Annotated in this window: 32 protein-coding genes; all 32 read left to right on the forward strand. The window is 44.0% G+C overall.

The window, feature by feature from the left end:
- Window positions 1-60 precede the first annotated feature (60 nt).
- The 32 genes from rpsL (at window position 61) to rplQ (ending at window position 18,384) form a co-directional block, all read left to right on the forward strand.
- Window positions 61-435, forward strand: coding sequence for a 30S ribosomal protein S12 (gene rpsL, locus ORI98_RS17180; RefSeq protein WP_025823559.1), 375 nt, complete (start codon window positions 61-63; stop codon window positions 433-435).
- 83 nt (window positions 436-518) lie between these two features.
- Entirely contained in the window at window positions 519-989 is a 471-nt protein-coding gene (gene rpsG / locus ORI98_RS17185) for a 30S ribosomal protein S7 (protein ID WP_226411997.1), read from the forward strand.
- Window positions 990-1,070: 81 nt separating this feature from the next.
- Window positions 1,071-3,167 (forward strand): elongation factor G, encoded by a 2,097-nt coding sequence (gene fusA, locus ORI98_RS17190; RefSeq protein WP_306136035.1) that lies wholly within the window; start codon window positions 1,071-1,073, stop codon window positions 3,165-3,167.
- 69 nt (window positions 3,168-3,236) lie between these two features.
- Window positions 3,237-4,421 carry an elongation factor Tu gene (gene tuf / locus ORI98_RS17195; protein ID WP_306136036.1) on the forward strand — a complete coding sequence of 395 codons (1,185 nt, stop codon included), beginning with the start codon at window positions 3,237-3,239 and terminating at the stop codon, window positions 4,419-4,421.
- 341 nt (window positions 4,422-4,762) lie between these two features.
- Window positions 4,763-5,074: a 30S ribosomal protein S10 gene (rpsJ, locus tag ORI98_RS17200; RefSeq protein ID WP_011635639.1), complete on the forward strand. Its 312-nt coding sequence runs from the start codon at window positions 4,763-4,765 to the stop codon at window positions 5,072-5,074.
- Window positions 5,075-5,101: 27 nt separating this feature from the next.
- Window positions 5,102-5,740 carry a 50S ribosomal protein L3 gene (gene rplC / locus ORI98_RS17205; protein ID WP_188843822.1) on the forward strand — a complete coding sequence of 213 codons (639 nt, stop codon included), beginning with the start codon at window positions 5,102-5,104 and terminating at the stop codon, window positions 5,738-5,740.
- A gap of 17 nt (window positions 5,741-5,757) precedes the next feature.
- On the forward strand, window positions 5,758-6,363 hold the full coding sequence (gene rplD, locus ORI98_RS17210) for a 50S ribosomal protein L4 (protein ID WP_188843820.1): 606 nt from the start codon (window positions 5,758-5,760) through the stop codon (window positions 6,361-6,363).
- Window positions 6,360-6,662, forward strand: coding sequence for a 50S ribosomal protein L23 (gene rplW / locus ORI98_RS17215; protein WP_261299975.1), 303 nt, complete (start codon window positions 6,360-6,362; stop codon window positions 6,660-6,662). Before rplD ends, rplW begins: the two co-directional genes overlap by 4 nt.
- A gap of 16 nt (window positions 6,663-6,678) precedes the next feature.
- Window positions 6,679-7,503: a 50S ribosomal protein L2 gene (rplB, locus tag ORI98_RS17220; protein ID WP_188843816.1), complete on the forward strand. Its 825-nt coding sequence runs from the start codon at window positions 6,679-6,681 to the stop codon at window positions 7,501-7,503.
- A gap of 14 nt (window positions 7,504-7,517) precedes the next feature.
- Window positions 7,518-7,796, forward strand: coding sequence for a 30S ribosomal protein S19 (gene rpsS / locus ORI98_RS17225; protein ID WP_006083596.1), 279 nt, complete (start codon window positions 7,518-7,520; stop codon window positions 7,794-7,796).
- A 15-nt stretch (window positions 7,797-7,811) separates the two neighbouring features.
- Window positions 7,812-8,144, forward strand: a complete 333-nt coding sequence (rplV, locus tag ORI98_RS17230) for a 50S ribosomal protein L22 (RefSeq protein ID WP_160056441.1) — start codon at window positions 7,812-7,814, stop codon at window positions 8,142-8,144.
- A 12-nt stretch (window positions 8,145-8,156) separates the two neighbouring features.
- Window positions 8,157-8,846, forward strand: a complete 690-nt coding sequence (gene rpsC / locus ORI98_RS17235) for a 30S ribosomal protein S3 (protein WP_188843814.1) — start codon at window positions 8,157-8,159, stop codon at window positions 8,844-8,846.
- Window positions 8,847-8,857: 11 nt separating this feature from the next.
- Window positions 8,858-9,268, forward strand: coding sequence for a 50S ribosomal protein L16 (gene rplP / locus ORI98_RS17240; RefSeq protein WP_160056437.1), 411 nt, complete (start codon window positions 8,858-8,860; stop codon window positions 9,266-9,268).
- Window positions 9,268-9,459 (forward strand): 50S ribosomal protein L29, encoded by a 192-nt coding sequence (gene rpmC, locus ORI98_RS17245; protein WP_006083592.1) that lies wholly within the window; start codon window positions 9,268-9,270, stop codon window positions 9,457-9,459. Before rplP ends, rpmC begins: the two co-directional genes overlap by 1 nt.
- Complete coding sequence (rpsQ, locus tag ORI98_RS17250; protein ID WP_188843813.1) at window positions 9,459-9,707, forward strand: 30S ribosomal protein S17; 249 nt, start codon at window positions 9,459-9,461, stop codon at window positions 9,705-9,707. Before rpmC ends, rpsQ begins: the two co-directional genes overlap by 1 nt.
- Before the next feature lie 178 nt (window positions 9,708-9,885).
- Window positions 9,886-10,254 (forward strand): 50S ribosomal protein L14, encoded by a 369-nt coding sequence (gene rplN / locus ORI98_RS17255; protein ID WP_011494644.1) that lies wholly within the window; start codon window positions 9,886-9,888, stop codon window positions 10,252-10,254.
- Between the two features lie 12 nt (window positions 10,255-10,266).
- Window positions 10,267-10,581: a 50S ribosomal protein L24 gene (rplX, locus tag ORI98_RS17260; protein WP_188843811.1), complete on the forward strand. Its 315-nt coding sequence runs from the start codon at window positions 10,267-10,269 to the stop codon at window positions 10,579-10,581.
- A gap of 13 nt (window positions 10,582-10,594) precedes the next feature.
- On the forward strand, window positions 10,595-11,134 hold the full coding sequence (gene rplE / locus ORI98_RS17265; protein ID WP_261299974.1) for a 50S ribosomal protein L5: 540 nt from the start codon (window positions 10,595-10,597) through the stop codon (window positions 11,132-11,134).
- Window positions 11,135-11,144: 10 nt separating this feature from the next.
- Window positions 11,145-11,450 (forward strand): 30S ribosomal protein S14, encoded by a 306-nt coding sequence (gene rpsN, locus ORI98_RS17270; protein WP_188843809.1) that lies wholly within the window; start codon window positions 11,145-11,147, stop codon window positions 11,448-11,450.
- 24 nt (window positions 11,451-11,474) lie between these two features.
- Complete coding sequence (rpsH, locus tag ORI98_RS17275) at window positions 11,475-11,867, forward strand: 30S ribosomal protein S8 (RefSeq protein WP_160056427.1); 393 nt, start codon at window positions 11,475-11,477, stop codon at window positions 11,865-11,867.
- A 10-nt stretch (window positions 11,868-11,877) separates the two neighbouring features.
- A complete protein-coding gene (rplF, locus tag ORI98_RS17280; RefSeq protein ID WP_306136043.1) occupies window positions 11,878-12,411 on the forward strand; it encodes a 50S ribosomal protein L6 in 534 nt (177 codons plus the stop codon).
- 10 nt (window positions 12,412-12,421) lie between these two features.
- The gene (rplR, locus tag ORI98_RS17285) at window positions 12,422-12,772 is read left to right on the forward strand and encodes a 50S ribosomal protein L18 (RefSeq protein ID WP_261299972.1); all 351 of its coding nucleotides are present in this window, start codon (window positions 12,422-12,424) and stop codon (window positions 12,770-12,772) included.
- Window positions 12,773-12,783: 11 nt separating this feature from the next.
- Window positions 12,784-13,287, forward strand: a complete 504-nt coding sequence (gene rpsE / locus ORI98_RS17290; protein WP_076502247.1) for a 30S ribosomal protein S5 — start codon at window positions 12,784-12,786, stop codon at window positions 13,285-13,287.
- A gap of 5 nt (window positions 13,288-13,292) precedes the next feature.
- Window positions 13,293-13,475: a 50S ribosomal protein L30 gene (gene rpmD / locus ORI98_RS17295; RefSeq protein ID WP_188843803.1), complete on the forward strand. Its 183-nt coding sequence runs from the start codon at window positions 13,293-13,295 to the stop codon at window positions 13,473-13,475.
- A 4-nt stretch (window positions 13,476-13,479) separates the two neighbouring features.
- Entirely contained in the window at window positions 13,480-13,914 is a 435-nt protein-coding gene (gene rplO, locus ORI98_RS17300; RefSeq protein ID WP_188843800.1) for a 50S ribosomal protein L15, read from the forward strand.
- A 7-nt stretch (window positions 13,915-13,921) separates the two neighbouring features.
- Window positions 13,922-15,262 carry a preprotein translocase subunit SecY gene (gene secY, locus ORI98_RS17305; RefSeq protein ID WP_188843798.1) on the forward strand — a complete coding sequence of 447 codons (1,341 nt, stop codon included), beginning with the start codon at window positions 13,922-13,924 and terminating at the stop codon, window positions 15,260-15,262.
- Window positions 15,263-15,284: 22 nt separating this feature from the next.
- Window positions 15,285-15,398, forward strand: a complete 114-nt coding sequence (gene rpmJ / locus ORI98_RS17310) for a 50S ribosomal protein L36 (protein WP_006083579.1) — start codon at window positions 15,285-15,287, stop codon at window positions 15,396-15,398.
- A gap of 117 nt (window positions 15,399-15,515) precedes the next feature.
- Window positions 15,516-15,872, forward strand: a complete 357-nt coding sequence (gene rpsM, locus ORI98_RS17315; RefSeq protein WP_188843796.1) for a 30S ribosomal protein S13 — start codon at window positions 15,516-15,518, stop codon at window positions 15,870-15,872.
- A gap of 17 nt (window positions 15,873-15,889) precedes the next feature.
- A complete protein-coding gene (rpsK, locus tag ORI98_RS17320; RefSeq protein WP_011635661.1) occupies window positions 15,890-16,282 on the forward strand; it encodes a 30S ribosomal protein S11 in 393 nt (130 codons plus the stop codon).
- 31 nt (window positions 16,283-16,313) lie between these two features.
- Entirely contained in the window at window positions 16,314-16,934 is a 621-nt protein-coding gene (gene rpsD, locus ORI98_RS17325; RefSeq protein ID WP_188843794.1) for a 30S ribosomal protein S4, read from the forward strand.
- A 24-nt stretch (window positions 16,935-16,958) separates the two neighbouring features.
- Entirely contained in the window at window positions 16,959-17,948 is a 990-nt protein-coding gene (gene rpoA, locus ORI98_RS17330; RefSeq protein ID WP_188843792.1) for a DNA-directed RNA polymerase subunit alpha, read from the forward strand.
- A gap of 40 nt (window positions 17,949-17,988) precedes the next feature.
- Window positions 17,989-18,384, forward strand: a complete 396-nt coding sequence (gene rplQ / locus ORI98_RS17335; RefSeq protein ID WP_226411972.1) for a 50S ribosomal protein L17 — start codon at window positions 17,989-17,991, stop codon at window positions 18,382-18,384.
- The last annotated feature ends 947 nt before the right edge of the window (window positions 18,385-19,331 follow it).

The following is a 19,331-nucleotide window of genomic DNA, read 5'->3' on the forward strand; positions in this document are numbered from 1 at the left end:
ATTGTGGGATATAGATTTTTCACACCTAATTGTTGAGTAATTCAACTGTCGGAGCTATACATGGCAACTGTAAACCAGTTGGTACGTAAGCCACGTGCGCCAAAAGTCGAAAAGACTAATGTGCCTGCGTTGAATGCGTGCCCACAAAAACGTGGTGTTTGTACTCGTGTGTACACTACAACACCTAAAAAACCTAACTCTGCACTACGTAAAGTAGCTCGTGTGCGTCTAACTAACGGTTTCGAAGTAACTTCGTACATCGGTGGTGAAGGCCATAACTTGCAGGAACACAGTGTTATCCTAATCCGTGGTGGTCGTGTTAAAGACTTACCTGGTGTGCGTTACCACACTGTTCGTGGCGCATTAGACTGTGCTGGCGTGACTACACGTCGCCAAGGCCGTTCTAAGTACGGTGCTAAGCGTCCTAAGTCTTAACGTATCCCGTTAAAAGTAAGGCCAAGCTAGTATTTATTTAACATTCCAGTTTTGGAAATACCTGAAGCATACGGAGAATTGATATGCCAAGACGTCGCGTTGTAGGACAACGTAAAATCCTACCAGATCCAAAGTTTCACAGTGAGTTGTTGGCTAAGTTCATCAACGTCATTATGCAGGACGGCAAAAAGTCGACTGCAGAAAAAATTATCTACAAGGCACTAGATGTTGTCGCTGAAAAGAAAAGCGAAGATCATTTAAGTATCCTTGAAGCAGCTCTTGATAACGTTCGCCCATCAGTCGAGGTTAAATCTCGTCGTGTTGGCGGTTCAACGTATCAAGTACCATGTGAAGTTCGTCCAGTGCGTCGTAACGCACTAGCGATGCGCTGGTTAGTTGAAGCTGCTCGCAAGCGTGGTGAAAAATCTATGGCTCTACGTCTAGCAGGTGAAATGCTAGATGCGTCTGAAAACAAAGGTACTGCTGTTAAGAAGCGTGAAGACGTGCATCGCATGGCTGAAGCTAACAAAGCCTTTGCTCATTACCGTTGGTAATATAATGGAGCGGGCATTAGCCCGCTCCATATTGTTGATATTGTCTAAAGCAAAATTTGTTTTAGTTGAGAGGGTATAAAAGTGGCTCGTATAACCCCAATTGAGCGTTACCGAAATATCGGTATTGTTGCTCATGTGGATGCAGGTAAAACTACCACAACAGAACGTGTTCTGTTCTATACCGGTCTGTCTCATAAAATTGGTGAGGTGCACGACGGCGCCGCCACAACGGACTGGATGGTACAAGAGCAAGAGCGTGGTATTACTATTACCTCTGCTGCTGTTACCACTTTCTGGCGTGGTATGGATGCTCAGTACACTGAACACCGTATTAATATCATCGATACCCCAGGTCACGTTGATTTTACAATTGAAGTAGAGCGTTCGTTACGTGTATTAGATGGTGCAGTAGTTGTTTTCTGCGGCTCATCTGGCGTTGAACCTCAATCAGAGACCGTATGGCGTCAGGCTGACAAATACCGCGTTCCGCGCATTGTGTTTGTTAACAAGATGGACCGTACTGGTGCTGACTTTGATCGTGTGATCAAGCAAATCCGTAATCGTCTTGGAGCGACTTGTGTGCCTATTCAAATGAATATTGGTACAGAAGAAGATTTCAAAGGGGTTATTGATTTGATTAAGATGAAAGCCATCAACTGGTCTGAAGAAGATCAAGGGATGACATTCACTTATGAAGAAATTCCTGCACATCTTGCTGCTAAAGCAGCAGAGATGCATGAGTATCTCGTGGAAGCAGCTGCTGAAGCCTCTGAAGAGTTAATGGATAAATACCTTGAAGAAGGTGAATTGACAGAAACAGAAATCAAGCAAGCACTGCGTCAGCGCACAATTAACAATGAAATTGTCTTAGCAACTTGTGGTTCTGCATTTAAGAACAAAGGTGTTCAGGCTGTGTTAGATGCGGTTGTTGACTTTTTACCAGCGCCTATTGATGTACCTGCAATTAAAGGTATTGACGAGAACGAAGAAGAAGTTGAACGTCCATCTGACGATAATGCGCCATTTGCCGCATTGGCATTTAAAATTGCGACTGATCCATTTGTTGGTACATTAACCTTTATTCGTGTTTATTCCGGCGTACTGCAAACCGGTGCAGCCGTTTATAACTCTGTTAAACAGAAGCGTGAACGGATTGGTCGTATGGTGCAAATGCACGCAAACGACCGTACTGAGTTAAAAGAAGTGCGTGCGGGTGATATTGCCGCGGCTATTGGTTTAAAAGAAGTAACAACGGGTGATACTCTTTGCGATAATGATCACAAAGTGATTCTTGAGCGCATGGAGTTCCCGGAACCGGTAATTACCATTGCCGTTGAGCCTCGTTCAAAAGCAGACCAAGATAAAATGGGAATAGCGCTGCAAAAATTAGCAGCGGAAGATCCATCATTCAAAGTCGAAACAGATCAAGATTCAGCTCAAACACTGATCTCTGGAATGGGTGAGCTACACTTAGACATTATCGTTGACCGTATGCGTCGCGAATTCAGTGTCGAGTGTAATGTAGGTAAACCACAAGTTGCCTACCGCGAAACAATTCGTTCAAGTGTTGAAGTGGAAGGTAAGTTCGTACGTCAATCTGGTGGCCGAGGTCAATTTGGTCATGTGTGGCTTAAAATAGAGCCCCGCGAAGAAGGTGAAGGCTACGAATTTGTTAACGATACTGTGGGTGGTGTTATTCCTCGTGAGTACATTCCTGCCGTTGACAAAGGTATTCAAGAACAGATGAAGAACGGCGTATTAGCTGGCTACCCTGTGCTTGACGTTAAGGTCACTTTATTCGATGGTTCATATCATGATGTGGACTCGAATGAAATGGCATTTAAAATTGCAGGTTCTATGGGCTTCAAAAAGGGTGCGCTTGAAGCAAGCCCTGTGTTGCTCGAACCTTGTATGAAAGTAGAAGTGACTACACCTGAAAATTATATGGGCGACGTAGTAGGTGACTTAAACCGCCGTCGTGGCATAATTGAAGGAATGGATGATGGCATCGCTGGTGTTAAAATTATCCAAGCAGTAGTCCCTCTATCTGAAATGTTTGGTTATGCGACTGATTTGCGCTCTGCATCTCAGGGTCGTGCTTCTTACTCTATGGAGTTTTTGAAGTACGCAGATGCACCGCAAAACATTGCAAAAGCGATTATAGAATCTCGTAACTAATATTGGTTACGGCATAAATGTTATATTGCTCGAATTAAACGAGCACTTCTGAAAAGAAAGGAATATATCGTGGCAAAAGCTAAATTTGAACGTAATAAGCCTCACGTAAACGTAGGCACCATCGGTCACGTTGACCATGGTAAAACAACTTTAACTGCAGCTATCTCAGCTGTGTTATCTAAGACATATGGTGGTGAAGTTAAGAACTTCTCTCAAATCGATAACGCTCCAGAAGAGCGTGAGCGCGGTATTACAATTAATACTTCTCACATCGAATATGACACAGAAATCCGTCACTACGCACACGTAGACTGTCCAGGTCACGCGGATTATGTTAAAAACATGATCACTGGTGCTGCACAGATGGACGGCGCAATCTTAGTAGTTGCTGCTACAGACGGCCCAATGCCACAAACACGTGAGCACATCCTGCTTTCGCGTCAGGTTGGCGTACCTTTCATCATCGTATTCATGAACAAATGTGACATGGTAGATGACGAAGAGTTATTAGAATTAGTAGAGATGGAAGTTCGTGAACTTCTTTCAGAATACGACTTCCCAGGTGATGACTTACCAGTTATCCAAGGTTCTGCGCTTAAGGCACTAGAAGGCCAGCCAGAATGGGAAGCTAAGATTCTTGAACTAGCTGAAGCTTTAGATACTTATATTCCAGAGCCAGAGCGTGACATCGATAAGCCATTCCTACTACCAATCGAAGACGTATTCTCGATTTCAGGTCGTGGTACAGTGGTAACTGGTCGTGTTGAGCGTGGTATTGTACGCGTATCAGACGAAGTTGAAATTGTTGGTGTTAAAGACACAACTAAAACAACTTGTACTGGTGTAGAAATGTTCCGTAAGCTGCTTGACGAAGGTCGTGCAGGTGAGAACTGTGGTGTGTTATTACGTGGTACTAAGCGTGATGACGTAGAACGTGGTCAAGTACTTGCTAAGCCAGGTTCAATCAAGCCACACACTACTTTCGAATCAGAAGTATACGTGTTATCAAAAGAAGAAGGCGGACGTCACACTCCATTCTTCAAAGGTTACCGTCCACAGTTCTACTTCCGTACAACTGACGTAACTGGTACAATCGAGTTACCAGAAGGCGTAGAAATGGTAATGCCTGGTGACAACATCAAGATGGTTGTTACTTTGATTTACCCAATCGCGATGGACGACGGTTTACGTTTCGCTATCCGCGAAGGTGGCCGTACAGTTGGTGCTGGTGTTGTAGCTAAAATCATCGCTTAATTGCGAGTTTAGTTAACATTGAAAAAGGAAGCTTCGGCTTCCTTTTTTTATTGCTAAAATTTACTGGTAATTTCGGTTTTAATGTGTAAAATGCTGCGCAACGAATTGTGGGTAAACTTCTAATAGATATCTCGCACAATGGGCTTGATCTTAAGAATTAGATCTGTATAATTGCCCACTCGCTGCATTAGTGCAGTGAGCGAAAGGAAAACCAATATGGTTTTCATATTCATAGCGACTCCGATTGGGAGTCGAACGGTTAAATCATCTCACTCTGCTTTTCCAAATAGGAAGTAGCTAGAGGGTGATTTTTTATGTGTCCATTTTAGGAGCTCTGGTCAATGCAGAACCAAAGAATCCGTATCCGCTTGAAAGGCTTTGATCATCGTTTAATTGATCAGTCTACAGCGGAAATCGTTGAAACTGCTAAGCGTACAGGCGCGCAGGTACGTGGTCCTATTCCACTACCTACACGCAAAGAGCGTTATACCGTTTTGATCTCTCCGCACGTTAACAAAGATGCTCGTGATCAGTACGAAATTCGTACTCACAAGCGCTTAGTTGACATCGTAGAGCCAACAGAAAAGACAGTAGACGCATTAATGCGTTTAGATCTTGCGGCTGGTGTCGACGTTCAGATTAGCTTAGGTTAATTGAGATCCTTAGAAGAGGTTTGAGAGATGGCTATCGGTCTTATTGGTCGTAAAGTGGGTATGACTCGCATCTTCACTGAAGATGGCACGTCAATCCCTGTAACAGTGATTGAAGTCACTGGCAACCGTGTTACTCAAGTGAAAACTTTAGAAACTGACGGTTACCGTGCACTACAAGTCACTACAGGTACCAAAAAAGCCAATCGCATCACTAAAGCAGAAGCAGGCCATTTTGCCAAGGGCGGCGTAGAAGCCGGTCGTGGTTTATGGGAAGTGCGTCTAGCAGATGGTGAAGGCGAAGGCATTGAAGTTGGTGCTGAGCTTAATGTTGATATTTTCGCTGAAGTAGCGAAAGTAGACGTTACTGGTCAATCAAAAGGTAAGGGCTTCCAAGGCGGTGTTAAGCGTTGGAACTTCCGTACTCAAGATATGACTCACGGTAACTCTTTGGCACACCGCTCGAATGGTTCTATCGGTCAGAACCAAACGCCAGGTCGTGTATTCAAAGGCAAGAAAATGTCAGGCCATATGGGTGCTGAGCAAGTAACAACTCAAAATCTACACGTTGTACGTGTTGATGCAGAGCGTAACTTGTTATTAGTACGCGGCGCAGTTCCAGGCGCTACCAATGGTGACTTGATTATCAAGCCAGCAGTTAAAGCTTAAGGTCTGAGGAGATAGTAATGGAATTGGTATTGAAAGACGCGCAGAGCGCTCTTGAAGTTTCCGAAACTACCTTCGGCCGTGACTTTAACGAGGCACTGGTTCATCAGGTAGTTGTAGCTTACGCTGCAAACGCACGTCAAGGCACTCGTGGCCAAAAGACGCGCGCGGAAGTAACTGGCTCAGGCAAAAAGCCTTGGCGCCAAAAAGGCACAGGCCGCGCTCGTGCCGGTAGTGTTAAAGGCCCGATCTGGCGTGGCGGTGGCGTAACATTCGCTGCTAAAACTCAAGATCACAGCCAAAAAGTTAACAAAAAGATGTACCGTGGTGCTTTAAAGAGCATTCTTTCTGAATTGGTACGTCAAGAGCGTTTAGTCGTTGTTGAATCTTTTAGTGTTGATGCTCCTAAAACTAAAGAGCTGAAAGCTAAATTACAAGCAATGAACTTAGAAGACGTTCTAATTGTTACTGCAGAAGTTGATGAGAATTTATTCTTAGCAGCTCGCAACTTATACAAAGTTGACGTACGTGACGTTGCGGGTCTTGACCCAGTAAGTCTAATCGCGTTCAACACTGTTCTTGTTACTGCTGATGCAGTGAAGCAAATTGAGGAGATGCTAGCATGATCACCGAAGAACGTTTGCTAAAAGTTATTCTTGCTCCACACATCTCTGAAAAGAGTACTGTTGTTGCAGAGAAAAACAACACTGTAGTTTTCCGCGTAGCAATCGATGCGACTAAAGCAGAGATCAAAGCTGCAGTAGCGAAGCTATTTGAAGTTGAAGTAGATTCAGTTCGTACTTTAGTTAACAAAGGCAAAACCAAGCGTACTGGTGCTCGTACTGGCCGTCGTAGCGATTGGAAAAAAGCTTATGTGACTTTAGCTGCTGGTGCTGACATCGATTTCGTCGGCGGCGCTGAGTAAGCAAAGGAGAATTATCATGGCAGTTATTAAGTGTAAGCCAACCTCTCCAGGTCGTCGCCACGTAGTTAAAGTGGTGAATACGGATCTGCATAAGGGTAAACCTTTTGCTGGCCTGTTGGCGAGAAAAACGAAAAGTGGTGGCCGTAACAATACGGGTCGTATCACTGTCCGTCACGTTGGTGGTGGTCATAAGCAACACTACCGTCTAATCGACTTTAAACGCGATAAAGATGGTATTCCAGGTAAAGTTGAGCGTCTTGAGTACGATCCAAACCGTACTGCACACATTGCTTTAGTTTTGTACGCAGATGGTGAGCGTCGTTATATTCTTGCTGCTAAAGGCATGCAAGCTGGTGACGCGATTCAATCTGGTAACGATGCTGAAATCAAGACTGGTAATGCTAAAGCATTACGCAACATCCCTGTAGGTTCAGTTGTTCACGCAGTAGAAATGAAACCTGGTAAAGGTGCTCAGATCGCTCGTTCAGCTGGTGCTTATGTACAAGTTGTTGCTCGTGATGGCGCATACGCTACTCTACGTCTTCGCTCTGGCGAAATGCGTAAAGTACCTGTAGATTGCCGCGCGACATTTGGTGAAGTTGGTAATGCCGAACACATGCTACGCCAGTTAGGTAAAGCAGGTGCTAAGCGCTGGAGAGGCGTACGCCCTACAGTTCGTGGTGTTGCAATGAACCCAGTAGACCATCCACATGGTGGTGGTGAAGGCCGTACTTCTGGTGGACGTCATCCAGTGAGTCCATGGGGTGTGCCAACTAAGGGTTATAAAACTCGTAGTAACAAGCGCACTGATAAGTACATCGTACGTCGTCGTAATAAATAGTAAGAGGATTCGCCATGCCACGTTCTCTCAAGAAAGGTCCCTTCATTGACCTGCACTTGCTGAAGAAGGTAGAGAAAGCGATGGAAGCGGGTGATAAAAAACCAATTAAGACTTGGTCACGCCGCTCAATGATCATCCCTAATATGATTGGGTTGACCATCGCTGTCCATAATGGTCGTCAGCACGTACCTGTGTTCGTAACTGACGAAATGATCGGCCACAAGCTTGGTGAATTTTCACCAACTCGCACTTATCGCGGCCATGCTGCTGATAAGAAAGCGAAGAAGCGTTAATACGGGAGGAATAAGATGGAAGTTTTAGCTAAACATCGTTTTGCTCGTACGTCTGCGCAAAAGGCCCGTCTAGTTGCTGATCAAATTCGCGGATTGCCTGTTTCTAAGGCACTCGAGATTTTGACCTTCAGCCCAAAGAAAGCCGCCGTACTAGTTAAAAAAGTACTTGACTCAGCTATCGCAAACGCCGAACACAACGAAGGTGCTGACATCGATGAGCTTAAAGTTGGAGCCGTCTTCGTAGACGAAGGCCCAACTATGAAGCGTATCATGCCACGTGCCAAAGGCCGCGCTGATCGTATCATGAAGCGTACCAGCCACATTACTGTGGTTGTATCAGATCGCTAGGAGAAGAGAGCAATGGGACAGAAAGTACATCCTAATGGTATCCGTCTGGGTATCACTAAGCCTTGGATCTCTACCTGGTACGCAGATAAGTCAGACTATGCAAATAATCTGAACAGCGACTGGGAAGTGCGTCAATATTTAACGTCAAAGTTAAAAGCCGCATCAGTATCTAAGATTGTCATTGAACGCCCAGCGAAAAGCATCCGCGTTACTATTCACACTGCCCGTCCAGGTGTTGTGATTGGTAAGAAAGGTGAAGACGTTGAAGTATTACGTGCACATGTGTCTAAAATCACTGGCACTACTGCTCAAATCAACATCGCTGAAATCCGTAAGCCTGAATTAGACGCTAAGCTCGTTGCTGACTCTATTGCTCAGCAGTTAGAGCGTCGTGTTATGTTCCGTCGTGCTATGAAGCGCGCGGTACAAAATGCAATGCGCATTGGTGCCCAAGGTATCAAAGTTGAAGTGAGCGGTCGTCTAGGTGGTGCTGAAATCGCACGTTCTGAATGGTATCGTGAAGGTCGTGTACCTTTACATACTTTACGTGCTGATATCGACTATTCAACAGCAGAAAGTCACACTCAATATGGTGTGATTGGTATTAAAGTTTGGATCTTCAAAGGCGAAGTTCTAGACGGTTTAATTCCTGCTATTGAAGAGCCAAAGCAGCAACCTAAGCGTAAGCCTCGTGGTAAATAGGAGAAACTTTAATGCTGCAACCTAAACGTATGAAGTTTCGCAAGATGTTCAAGGGCCGCAACCGTGGTCTAGCGAACGGTACTGAAGTTAGCTTTGGTACTTTCGGTTTGAAAGCAGTCGGCCGTGGCCGTTTAACTGCACGTCAAATCGAATCTGCACGTCGTGCCATGACACGTCATGTTAAACGTCAAGGACAAATTTGGATTCGAGTTTTCCCTGACAAGCCAATTACCTCTAAGCCTCTTGAAGTGCGTATGGGTAAAGGTAAAGGTAACGTTGAATACTGGGTATGTCAGATTCAACCTGGTAAGGTTCTTTATGAGATGAATGGTGTCTCTGAAACGTTGGCTCGTGAAGCCTTCGCTTTAGCTGCTGCTAAGCTTCCTTTAAAGACTACCTTCGTAACTAAGACGGTGATGTAATGAAAGCGAGCGAACTAAGAGAAAAGAGCGTTGAAGAACTTAACGCTGAATTACTTGGTCTGCTGCGTGAGCAGTTTAACCTGCGTATGCAACACGCTACTGGTCAATTGACTCAAACGAATCAATTGAAACTAGTGCGTCGTAACATTGCACGTGTTAAGACCATTATTACTTCTAAGGCAGGTGCGTAATGTCTGATAAAATCCGTACTTTGCAAGGTAAAGTAGTTAGCAACAAAATGGACAAGTCTATTACTGTTGCTATTGAGCGCCAAGTGAAACACCCTATCTATGGGAAATACATTAAGCGTACTACTAAGATCCATGCACATGACGAAACTAATCAGTGTAATGAAGGTGACATCGTGACTATTAGTCAATGTCGTCCTCTATCTAAGACTAAGTCTTGGACCCTAGCTGAAGTAGTAACCAAGGCCTAATTTTATTAGGTTAATCTAAACGGCTCCAATAATTTGGGGCCGTTTGTTTTTTTTGCTATGCAATCCGATATTGTGGTGTTATACTTGCGCGCCAATTTTGAGTAAAACTATCACTCAAATTGGCTAAATATTGTCCCAATATTGGGATTTGTGTAGTAACGATAGCGGAGCACTTAAAATGATCCAAATGCAATCGACTCTTGACGTCGCATGTAACAGTGGCGCACGTAGAGTTCAGTGTATTAAGGTCTTGGGTGGCTCTCATCGTCGTTATGCCGGTATCGGCGACATCATCAAAGTTTCTGTTAAAGAAGCGATTCCTCGCGCTAAAGCGAAGAAAGGTGATGTATATAACGCGGTGGTAGTCCGTACTAAGAAAGGCGTACGTCGTCCAGACGGTTCTGTCATTCGCTTCGATCGGAATGCAGCGGTATTGCTTAACGCAAACCTTGCACCGATTGGTACTCGTATCTTTGGACCAGTGACACGTGAATTGCGTACTGAGCAATTTATGAAAATTGTCTCGCTGGCACCTGAAGTACTGTAAGGAGCTTTCAAAATGGCAGCAAAAATCCGTCGTGAAGACGAAGTAATTGTACTAGCAGGTAAAGACAAGGGTAAACGCGGTAAGGTTTCTCAAGTTCTACCTACTGGTAAATTGATTGTTGAAGGCATCAATCTTGTTAAAAAACACCAAAAGCCAAACCCACAATTGGGCGTAACTGGCGGCGTTATCGAGAAAGAAGCACCGATTCAAGCATCAAACGTAGCGATCTTTAACCAAGCCACAGGCAAGGCAGATCGTGTTGGTTTCCGATTTGAAAACGACCAAAAAGTCCGTTTTTATAAATCGAACAGCGAACTCGTTAAGTAATTTGGAGTAAACGATGGCGAAACTGCATGATAAATATCAAGAGACTGTAGTTGCTGAACTAGCTAAAAAGTTCGGTTATAGCAGTGTCATGCAAGTCCCTCGGATTGAAAAAATCACCCTTAATATGGGTGTAGGCGAAGCTGTTGCAGATAAGAAAGTTATGGAGCACGCGCTTCGTGACATGACTGCAATCGCTGGTCAAAAACCAATTGTAACTGTTGCACGTAAATCAGTTGCTGGTTTTAAAATCCGTGAAGGCTACCCTATAGGCTGTAAAGTTACCCTGCGCGGTGAGCGTATGTGGGAATTTTTAGAGCGTCTAGTTGACATTGCAATTCCACGTATTCGTGATTTCCGTGGCCTAAGCGCAAAAGCGTTTGATGGTCGTGGTAACTACGCAATGGGTGTGAAAGAACAGATCATCTTCCCAGAAATCGATTACGATAAAATCGATAAGATTCGCGGTATGGATATTGTTATCACTACTACTGCGAAGAATGACGAAGAAGGTCGTGCTTTGTTGACCGCTTTTAACTTCCCATTTAAGAAATAAGGGTAGCATAATGGCTAAAACATCTATGAAAGCACGTGAAGCAAAACGTGCACAGCTCGTAGCTAAGTATGCTGAAAAGCGTCTAGCACTTAAAGCTACTATCAGCAGCCCAGAGACTTCTGAAGAAGATCGTTGGGATGCAGTACTTAAGTTGCAAGCACTACCACGTGATTCAAGCGCATCGCGTCAACGCAATCGCTGTAATCAAACTGGTCGCCCACATGGCGTTTTACGTAAATTCGGCTTAAGCCGTATCAAATTACGTGAAGCCACTATGCGTGGTGAAGTTCCTGGTCTACGTAAGGCCAGCTGGTAAGCACTTGTCACGGAGTAAGCTAATATGAGCATGCAAGATCCTATTGCGGATATGTTAACCCGTATTCGTAACGGCCAAGCTGCTAACCACGTATCTGTAAAGATGCCTTCAGCTAAGTTAAAAGTAGCAATTGCGAAATTACTTAAAGATGAAGGTTTCATTACTGACTACGCCGTAGCAGATGAAGCTAAGCCTGAATTAGAAATCACTTTAAAGTATTTCCAAGGCAAACCAGTCGTTGAGACTATCCAGCGCGTAAGCCGTCCTGGTCTTCGTATTTACAAAGGTAAAGACGAACTTCCAAAGGTTATGGGCGGTCTGGGTATCGCAATTGTGTCCACTTCTAAAGGCTTGATGACTGATCGTGCCGCCCGCCAATTTGGCACGGGTGGCGAGGTTATCTGCTACGTAGCGTAAGGAGTTAGTAATGTCTCGTGTTGCAAAAGCACCAGTCACTATCCCTGCTGGCGTAGAGGTGACTTTAAACGAACAGACTTTAACCGTCAAAGGCGGTAAAGGAAGTCTGACTCGAGTAATCAACAATGCGGTAAATGTTGTTATCGAAGATGCACAAGTAAAGTTTCTACCTGTCGAAGGCGCTGTAGGCGCTTGGGCACAGGCTGGTACAGCACGTGCACTAGTAAACAACATGATTGTTGGTGTCTCTGAAGGTTTTGTAAGAAAACTTAAATTAGTTGGTGTTGGTTACCGTGCGAAAATCGCTGGTAGTGACTTAGACTTAACTTTAGGTTTCTCACATCCATTAGTACACAAGCTACCCGCAGGCGTTACTGCTGAGTGTCCTAGTCAAACTGAGATCGTCTTAACAGGCGTTGATAAGCAGTTAGTAGGTCAAGAAGCAGCCAACATTCGTGGATACCGTCCACCAGAGCCGTATAAAGGCAAAGGTGTTCGTTATGATGACGAAGTTGTACGCCGTAAAGAGGCTAAGAAGAAGTAGGTAACGCGATATGGATAAGAAAACATCTCGCTTACGTCGCGCTTTGCGTGCTCGTAAGAAGATCCAAGAGCTAGGCGTGAATCGTCTGGTTGTACATCGTACACCGCGTCACATTTATGCTCAGGTGATCAGTCCTGAAGCTCAGGTGTTAGCTGCTGCATCGACTGTTGAAAAAACAGTTAAAGAGCAACTAAAGAGTACCGGAAACGTAGATGCGGCTAAAGCAATTGGTAAACTAGTTGCTGAGCGTGCGATCGAGAAGGGCGTAGCTACTGTTGCGTTCGACCGTTCTGGTTTCAAGTATCACGGACGTGTGGCTGCATTAGCAGACGCTGCTCGTGAAGCTGGCCTGAAGTTCTAAGGGGTTATAAAATGGCTAAATTAGAAGCTCAGCAAAAAGACGATTTGCAAGAAAAATTGATTGCAGTTAATCGTGTTTCTAAAGTAGTTAAGGGCGGTCGTATCTTTAGCTTCACAGCACTAACAGTAGTGGGTGACGGTAACGGTAAGATTGGCTATGGCTATGGTAAAGCACGTGAAGTTCCTGCTGCTATTCAAAAAGCAATGGAAAAAGCCCGTCGTAATATTGTGACCGTTGAGTTGAATGCAGGTACTCTGCATCATCCAGTTAAAGGTCGCCATACTGGTTCTCTTGTGTACATGCAACCTGCATCACAAGGTACTGGTATTATTGCCGGTGGCGCAATGCGTGCCGTATTGGAAGTAGCAGGCGTTCATAACGTTCTGTCAAAAGCATACGGTTCTACTAACCCGATCAACATCGTTCGCGCGACTGTAGATGCATTGGTGCACATGAAGTCACCAGCGCAAATCGCAGCTAAGCGTGGCCTGAATGTTGATGAAATTCGAGGTTAAGCACCATGGCTACTAAAACAGTTAAAGTAACACAGACTAAAAGCAGCATCGGTCGTTTACCAAAACACCGTGCTACCTTAACAGGTTTAGGTCTGCGCCGTATTGGTCATACAGTTGAAGTTGAAGATACTCCTTCAGTTCGCGGTATGATCAACAAGGTTTACTACATGGTTTCGGTGGAGGAATAAGATAATGCGTCTAAATACTCTATCTCCAGCTGCAGGTTCTAAATCTGCTCCTAAGCGTGTTGGCCGTGGTATCGGTTCAGGTTTAGGTAAAACAGCAGGTCGTGGTCATAAGGGACAAAAGTCTCGTTCTGGCGGCGGTCCTCGCGTAGGTTTTGAAGGCGGTCAAATGCCTCTTAAAATCCGTTTACCTAAGTTTGGTTTTACCTCGCGCAAAGCTTTGGTTTCAGCTGAAGTTCGTTTACTCGAACTAGCAAAAGTTAACGGTGATGTTATCGATTTGAACGCTCTGAAAGATGCGAACGTTATTACTCGCAACATCCAGTTTGCGAAAATCGTTCTTTCAGGTACCATTGAGCGCCCTGTGACTGTTAAAGGTCTGAAGGTAACCAAAGGTGCACGTGCAGCTATTGAAGCTGCCGGCGGTAAGATCGAGGAATAATACGTCGATGGCAAAACCAGGACTTGATTTAAAAAGCGCGAAAGGCGGAGTTTCAGAACTGAAAACTCGTCTTCTGTTCGTGATTGGTGCGATAATCGTCTTTAGAGCGGGTTCGTTCGTGCCAATTCCTGGTATTGACGCAGCTGTATTAGCAGAGCTTTTTGCTCAGCAAAAAGATACCATCCTGGGCATGTTTAACATGTTCTCGGGTGGTGCTTTAGAGCGTGCTTCTATCTTTGCATTAGGTATTATGCCGTATATTTCGGCATCTATCATTATGCAGTTATTGACTGTTGTGCATCCTGCACTAGCTGAATTGAAAAAAGAAGGCGAATCAGGACGTAAGAAAATCAGTCAATATACTCGATATGGCACACTTGTGTTGGGTACATTGCAATCTATCGGTATTGCGACAGGTTTACCAAATTTAGTCCCTGGCCTTGTGGCTAATGTTGGATTTGGTTTTTACTTTGTTGCGGTTGTGAGCTTAGTAACAGGGACTATGTTCCTTATGTGGCTAGGTGAACAAATTACTGAACGTGGCATCGGTAATGGTATCTCGATTTTGATTTTCGCAGGTATTGTTGCTGGTTTACCATCGGCTATCGGCTCAACAGCCGAGCAGGCGCGTCAAGGTGACTTGAATGTATTGGTACTACTGTTGCTCGCGGTTATTGTATTTGCTGTAACATATTTAGTGGTATTCGTGGAACGTGGACAACGACGTATCGTTGTTAACTACGCTAAGCGTCAGCAAGGCCGTAAGGTTTTTGCAGCGCAAAGCACCCACTTACCGTTAAAAGTGAACATGGCAGGTGTAATTCCACCAATTTTTGCATCCAGCATAATTTTGTTTCCAGGCACACTGGCTCAGTGGTTTGGTCAAAATGAGTCCTTGTCATGGTTAAGCGATTTCGCTTTAGCTGTGTCACCTGGACAACCGCTGTATTCATTATTGTACGCGACAGCAATTATCTTTTTCTGTTTCTTCTACACTGCGTTGGTTTTCAATCCACGCGAAACAGCGGATAATCTGAAAAAGAGTGGTGCATTCATTCCTGGGATCCGTCCCGGTGAACAGACTTCGCGTTACATTGATAAAGTAATGACTCGTTTAACCTTAGCGGGTGCGATTTACATTACCTTTATCTGCTTAATTCCGGAGTTCATGTTAATTGCGTGGAAAGTACAGTTCTATTTTGGCGGTACTTCACTACTAATTATAGTAGTCGTAATCATGGACTTCATGGCTCAGGTTCAGACCCATATGATGTCTCATCAGTATGAGTCTGTGATGAAGAAAGCTAATCTTGTAAACAAAGCGAATTTAGATCGCTTTGGCAAATAATTAGCTTTTACGGAGTGATGAAATGAAAGTTCGAGCTTCCGTGAAGAAGATCTGCCGTAATTGCAAGATCGTCAAGCGTAGTGGTGTTGTACGCGTTATCTGTGTTGAACCAAAACACAAACAGCGTCAAGGCTAAGTAAGAAGTTGGTCAGCCCAATAATGGGCTGACCAAAAATTTTGTTTGCAAATCTGTCGTCTGTCGAGTATCCTTTCGGGCTTTTCGCAGATGGCCTTTAACTTTAAGGAGTGCATAGTGGCCCGTATCGCTGGCATTAACATTCCTGATCAAAAGCATACAGTCATTGCATTGACTGCTATTTTTGGTATTGGACGTACACGCGCTAGAGCAATCTGCGCATCTACTTCAATTGCTGAAGATGCTAAGATCAAGGAATTGAGCGAAGCTCAAATAGACATTCTACGCGAAGAAGTTGCCAAATATGTTGTAGAAGGTGACTTACGTCGTGAGATTTCAATGAACATCAAGCGTCTTATGGATCTTGGTTGTTATCGTGGTCTCCGCCATCGTCGTAGCCTGCCCCTTCGTGGGCAACGTACTAAGACCAATGCGCGTACGCGTAAAGGTCCACGTAAACCAATCAGAAAGTAACGGGAAGGTAAACCAAAATGGCTAAAGTTCCGTCACGTTCTCCGCGTAAGCGCGTACGTAAACAGGTTGCAGATGGCATGGCTCATATCCATGCATCTTTCAACAACACAATCGTAACCATTACCGATCGTCAAGGTAATGCTTTATCTTGGGCTACCTCAGGTGGTTCTGGTTTCCGTGGTTCACGTAAATCAACCCCGTTTGCTGCACAGGTTGCGGCAGAGCGTGCAGGTATTGCTGCGCAAGATTATGGTGTTAAAAACCTTGAAGTTTTTGTGAAGGGTCCAGGTCCAGGACGTGAATCAGCGATTCGCGCACTGAACGCAGTTGGTTATAAAATTACCAACATTACTGATGTGACACCTATCCCTCACAATGGTTGTCGTCCACCTAAAAAACGTCGTGTATAACACTACGTTATAGGATAGTTGGAGAAAGATCATGGCAAGATACTTGGGTCCTAAGCTCAAGCTCAGCCGCCGAGAAGGTACAGACCTTTTCTTAAAAAGCGGTGTGAGAGCAATTGAATCGAAGTGTAAACTGGAAACTGCTCCAGGCCAACATGGCGCTCGTAAGCCACGTTTGTCTGAGTATGGTACTCAGTTACGCGAGAAACAAAAAGTTCGTCGTATTTACGGTGTTTTAGAAAAACAATTCCGTAACTACTACAAAGAAGCTGCACGTCTAAAAGGCAACACAGGTGAAAACTTGTTACAACTTTTAGAAGTCCGCCTAGATAACGTAGTTTATCGTATGGGTTTTGGTGCTACTCGTGCAGAATCACGTCAGCTAGTAAGCCATAAGTCAATTATGGTTAACGGTCGTGTAGTTAACATTCCGTCATTCAAAGTGTCTGCGAATGATGTTGTAAGCATCCGTGAAAAATCACGCACTCAAGCTCGTATTAAAGCGGCTTTAGAAGTGGCTGGTCAACGCGAAAAGCCTACATGGGTAGAAGTCGACAGTGCGAAAATGGAAGGTGCTTTCAAGCGTCTACCAGAACGTAGCGATTTGTCTGCGGATATTAACGAACAGCTGATCGTCGAGCTTTACTCTAAGTAAAGCTAACAAACAAGAGAGGACACAATGCAGGGTTCTGTTACAGAATTTCTTAAACCGCGTCTCGTTGAAATTGAGCAGGTTAATTCAACTCGCGCCAAAGTTACACTAGAGCCACTAGAACGTGGTTTTGGCCATACCTTAGGTAACGCGTTGCGTCGCATCCTATTGTCGTCTATGCCCGGCTGTGCTGTTACAGAAGTCGAGATTGACGGCGTACTGCACGAATACAGCAGTAAGGAAGGCGTACAAGAAGATATCCTTGAGATATTGTTAAATCTTAAAGGTTTAGCGGTAACTATCGAGGGTAAAGACGAGGCAATGCTTACTTTAAGCAAGTCCGGCACAGGCCCTGTTACAGCAGCAGATATCACGCATGATGGCGATGTTACCATCATGAATCCTGATCATATTATCTGTCATTTGACTGGTAATAATGACATCAGCATGCGTATCCGTGTTGAACGTGGTCGTGGTTATGTGCCTGCTTCGGCTCGTGCACAAACCGAAGACGATGATCGTCCAATTGGTCGCCTGTTGGTAGATGCGTCATTCTCACCTGTTGCTCGCATTGCATATAATGTTGAAGCCGCTCGTGTTGAACAACGTACAGACTTAGATAAGCTCGTTATTGATATGACCACTAATGGTACTATCGATCCTGAGGAGGCAATTCGTCGCTCAGCAACAATTTTAGCAGAACAGCTAGATGCGTTTGTTGACCTACGTGAGCCTGCAGCTAAGCCTGAGGAAGATGATAAGCCGGAATTCGATCCGATATTGTTGCGTCCTGTCGACGATTTAGAGCTAACTGTACGTTCGGCTAACTGTTTGAAAGCCGAAGCGATTCATTACATCGGTGATCTGGTACAACGCACTGAAGTTGAGTTGTTAAAAACCCCTAACTTAGGTAAGAAATCTCTTACTGAAATTAAGGACGTTTTAGCATCTCGCGGACTGTCGTTAGGTATGCGTCTTGAAAACTGGCCTCCAGCTAGTTTAGCAGACGACCTATAAGTCTCAGGTTAGTACAGATTAAGGTTATAAGGATTAGGTCATGCGCCATCGTAAGAGTGGTCGTCAACTAAATCGTAACAGCAGTCATCGCCAAGCTATGTTCCGTAACATGGCATGCTCACTAGTTCGTCATGAGATCATCAAGACAACTGTAGCAAAAGCGAAAGAACTGCGTCGCGTAGTTGAACCTCTAATAACACTAGCTAAAGTAGACAGCGTTGCAAATCGCCGTTTAGCTTTCGCTCGTACCCGCGACGCTGAAGTTGTAGGTAAGTTATTTACTGAATTGGGTCCACGCTTCCAGGAACGTCCTGGTGGTTACACTCGTATTCTTAAGTGCGGTCTTCGTACCGGTGATAAAGCCCCAATGGCTTACATCGAGTTAGTAGGTCGTCCTGAAGCTGCTGAAGCTGTTGAAGTTGAAGCTGCAGAGTAATTAATTTAATTACTCATTAAAAACCGAGCTTAGGCTCGGTTTTTTTATGTCTGTAGATTCTTGTTTTGTCTTTTATGCTGTTTGGCTATAAGCACTATTTTATTTCTCCTTCAGTATGCTGTGATTAATTAAATCACTTTTTTACCAAAACTGATTAATTTTCTAAGTGGTATAAGCATTTCTGGCTTTAATTCTTAATTGATTTTGGTTTGTAATATAAGCTATGGCTTGTATCTGGCTGAGATTATTTTTAGATGTTTGTTGCTTAATTTGCTTTGCTAGATTGTTGCTATTACCTAACGCTACATTTTACTGGGTAATTTTTGAGGCCACACACATCAACTAAAACCATACTTGTAATCAACAGTCTTGCGTTTAAACGTCAAATAACGGCTAAGTTGTTCTTAGAGGCCATTCTCTCTCAGTCATGTTTTTAGATGCACTCCAGCCATAAAGGCAGATTCAGTTTATATTTGTTTATATCTTAATTATCGATAAACCCAATACACGTATATTTTTTAGTAAAACGATGATTTCTAATTATTTCGAAAATTAAGTCAGGCTTTCAAACCGTCATATATTCAGATTAGTTTTGCTCATTTATTTATTTTTTTCACCTGTATCATTATCAATTAAGCATGTCAGTGAATTATTAATAGCAATGAGATCTGTACATTGATGATTTTGTACCTTCAAATTGTTATGCATCTGTAGTTCTGAATTAACGAGACCTTTATGGACTTCGCTAGATTTACGTATGACTTTCTCAAATTATTCAAACATATGTTTTTCATAATGTTTTATGAATACTGTTAGCATTAAAATTTGAATTTCTTGTTGCTAATCTTAATTTACGCCTTAGGCTGATGTGCTGATGTGCTGATGTGCTGATGTGCTGATGTGCTGATGTGCTGATGTGCTGATGTGCTGATGTGCTGATGTGCTGA

The organism is Shewanella sp. ULN5, from assembly GCF_030731885.1.
Classification (GTDB): Bacteria; Pseudomonadota; Gammaproteobacteria; order Enterobacterales; family Shewanellaceae; genus Shewanella; species Shewanella holmiensis.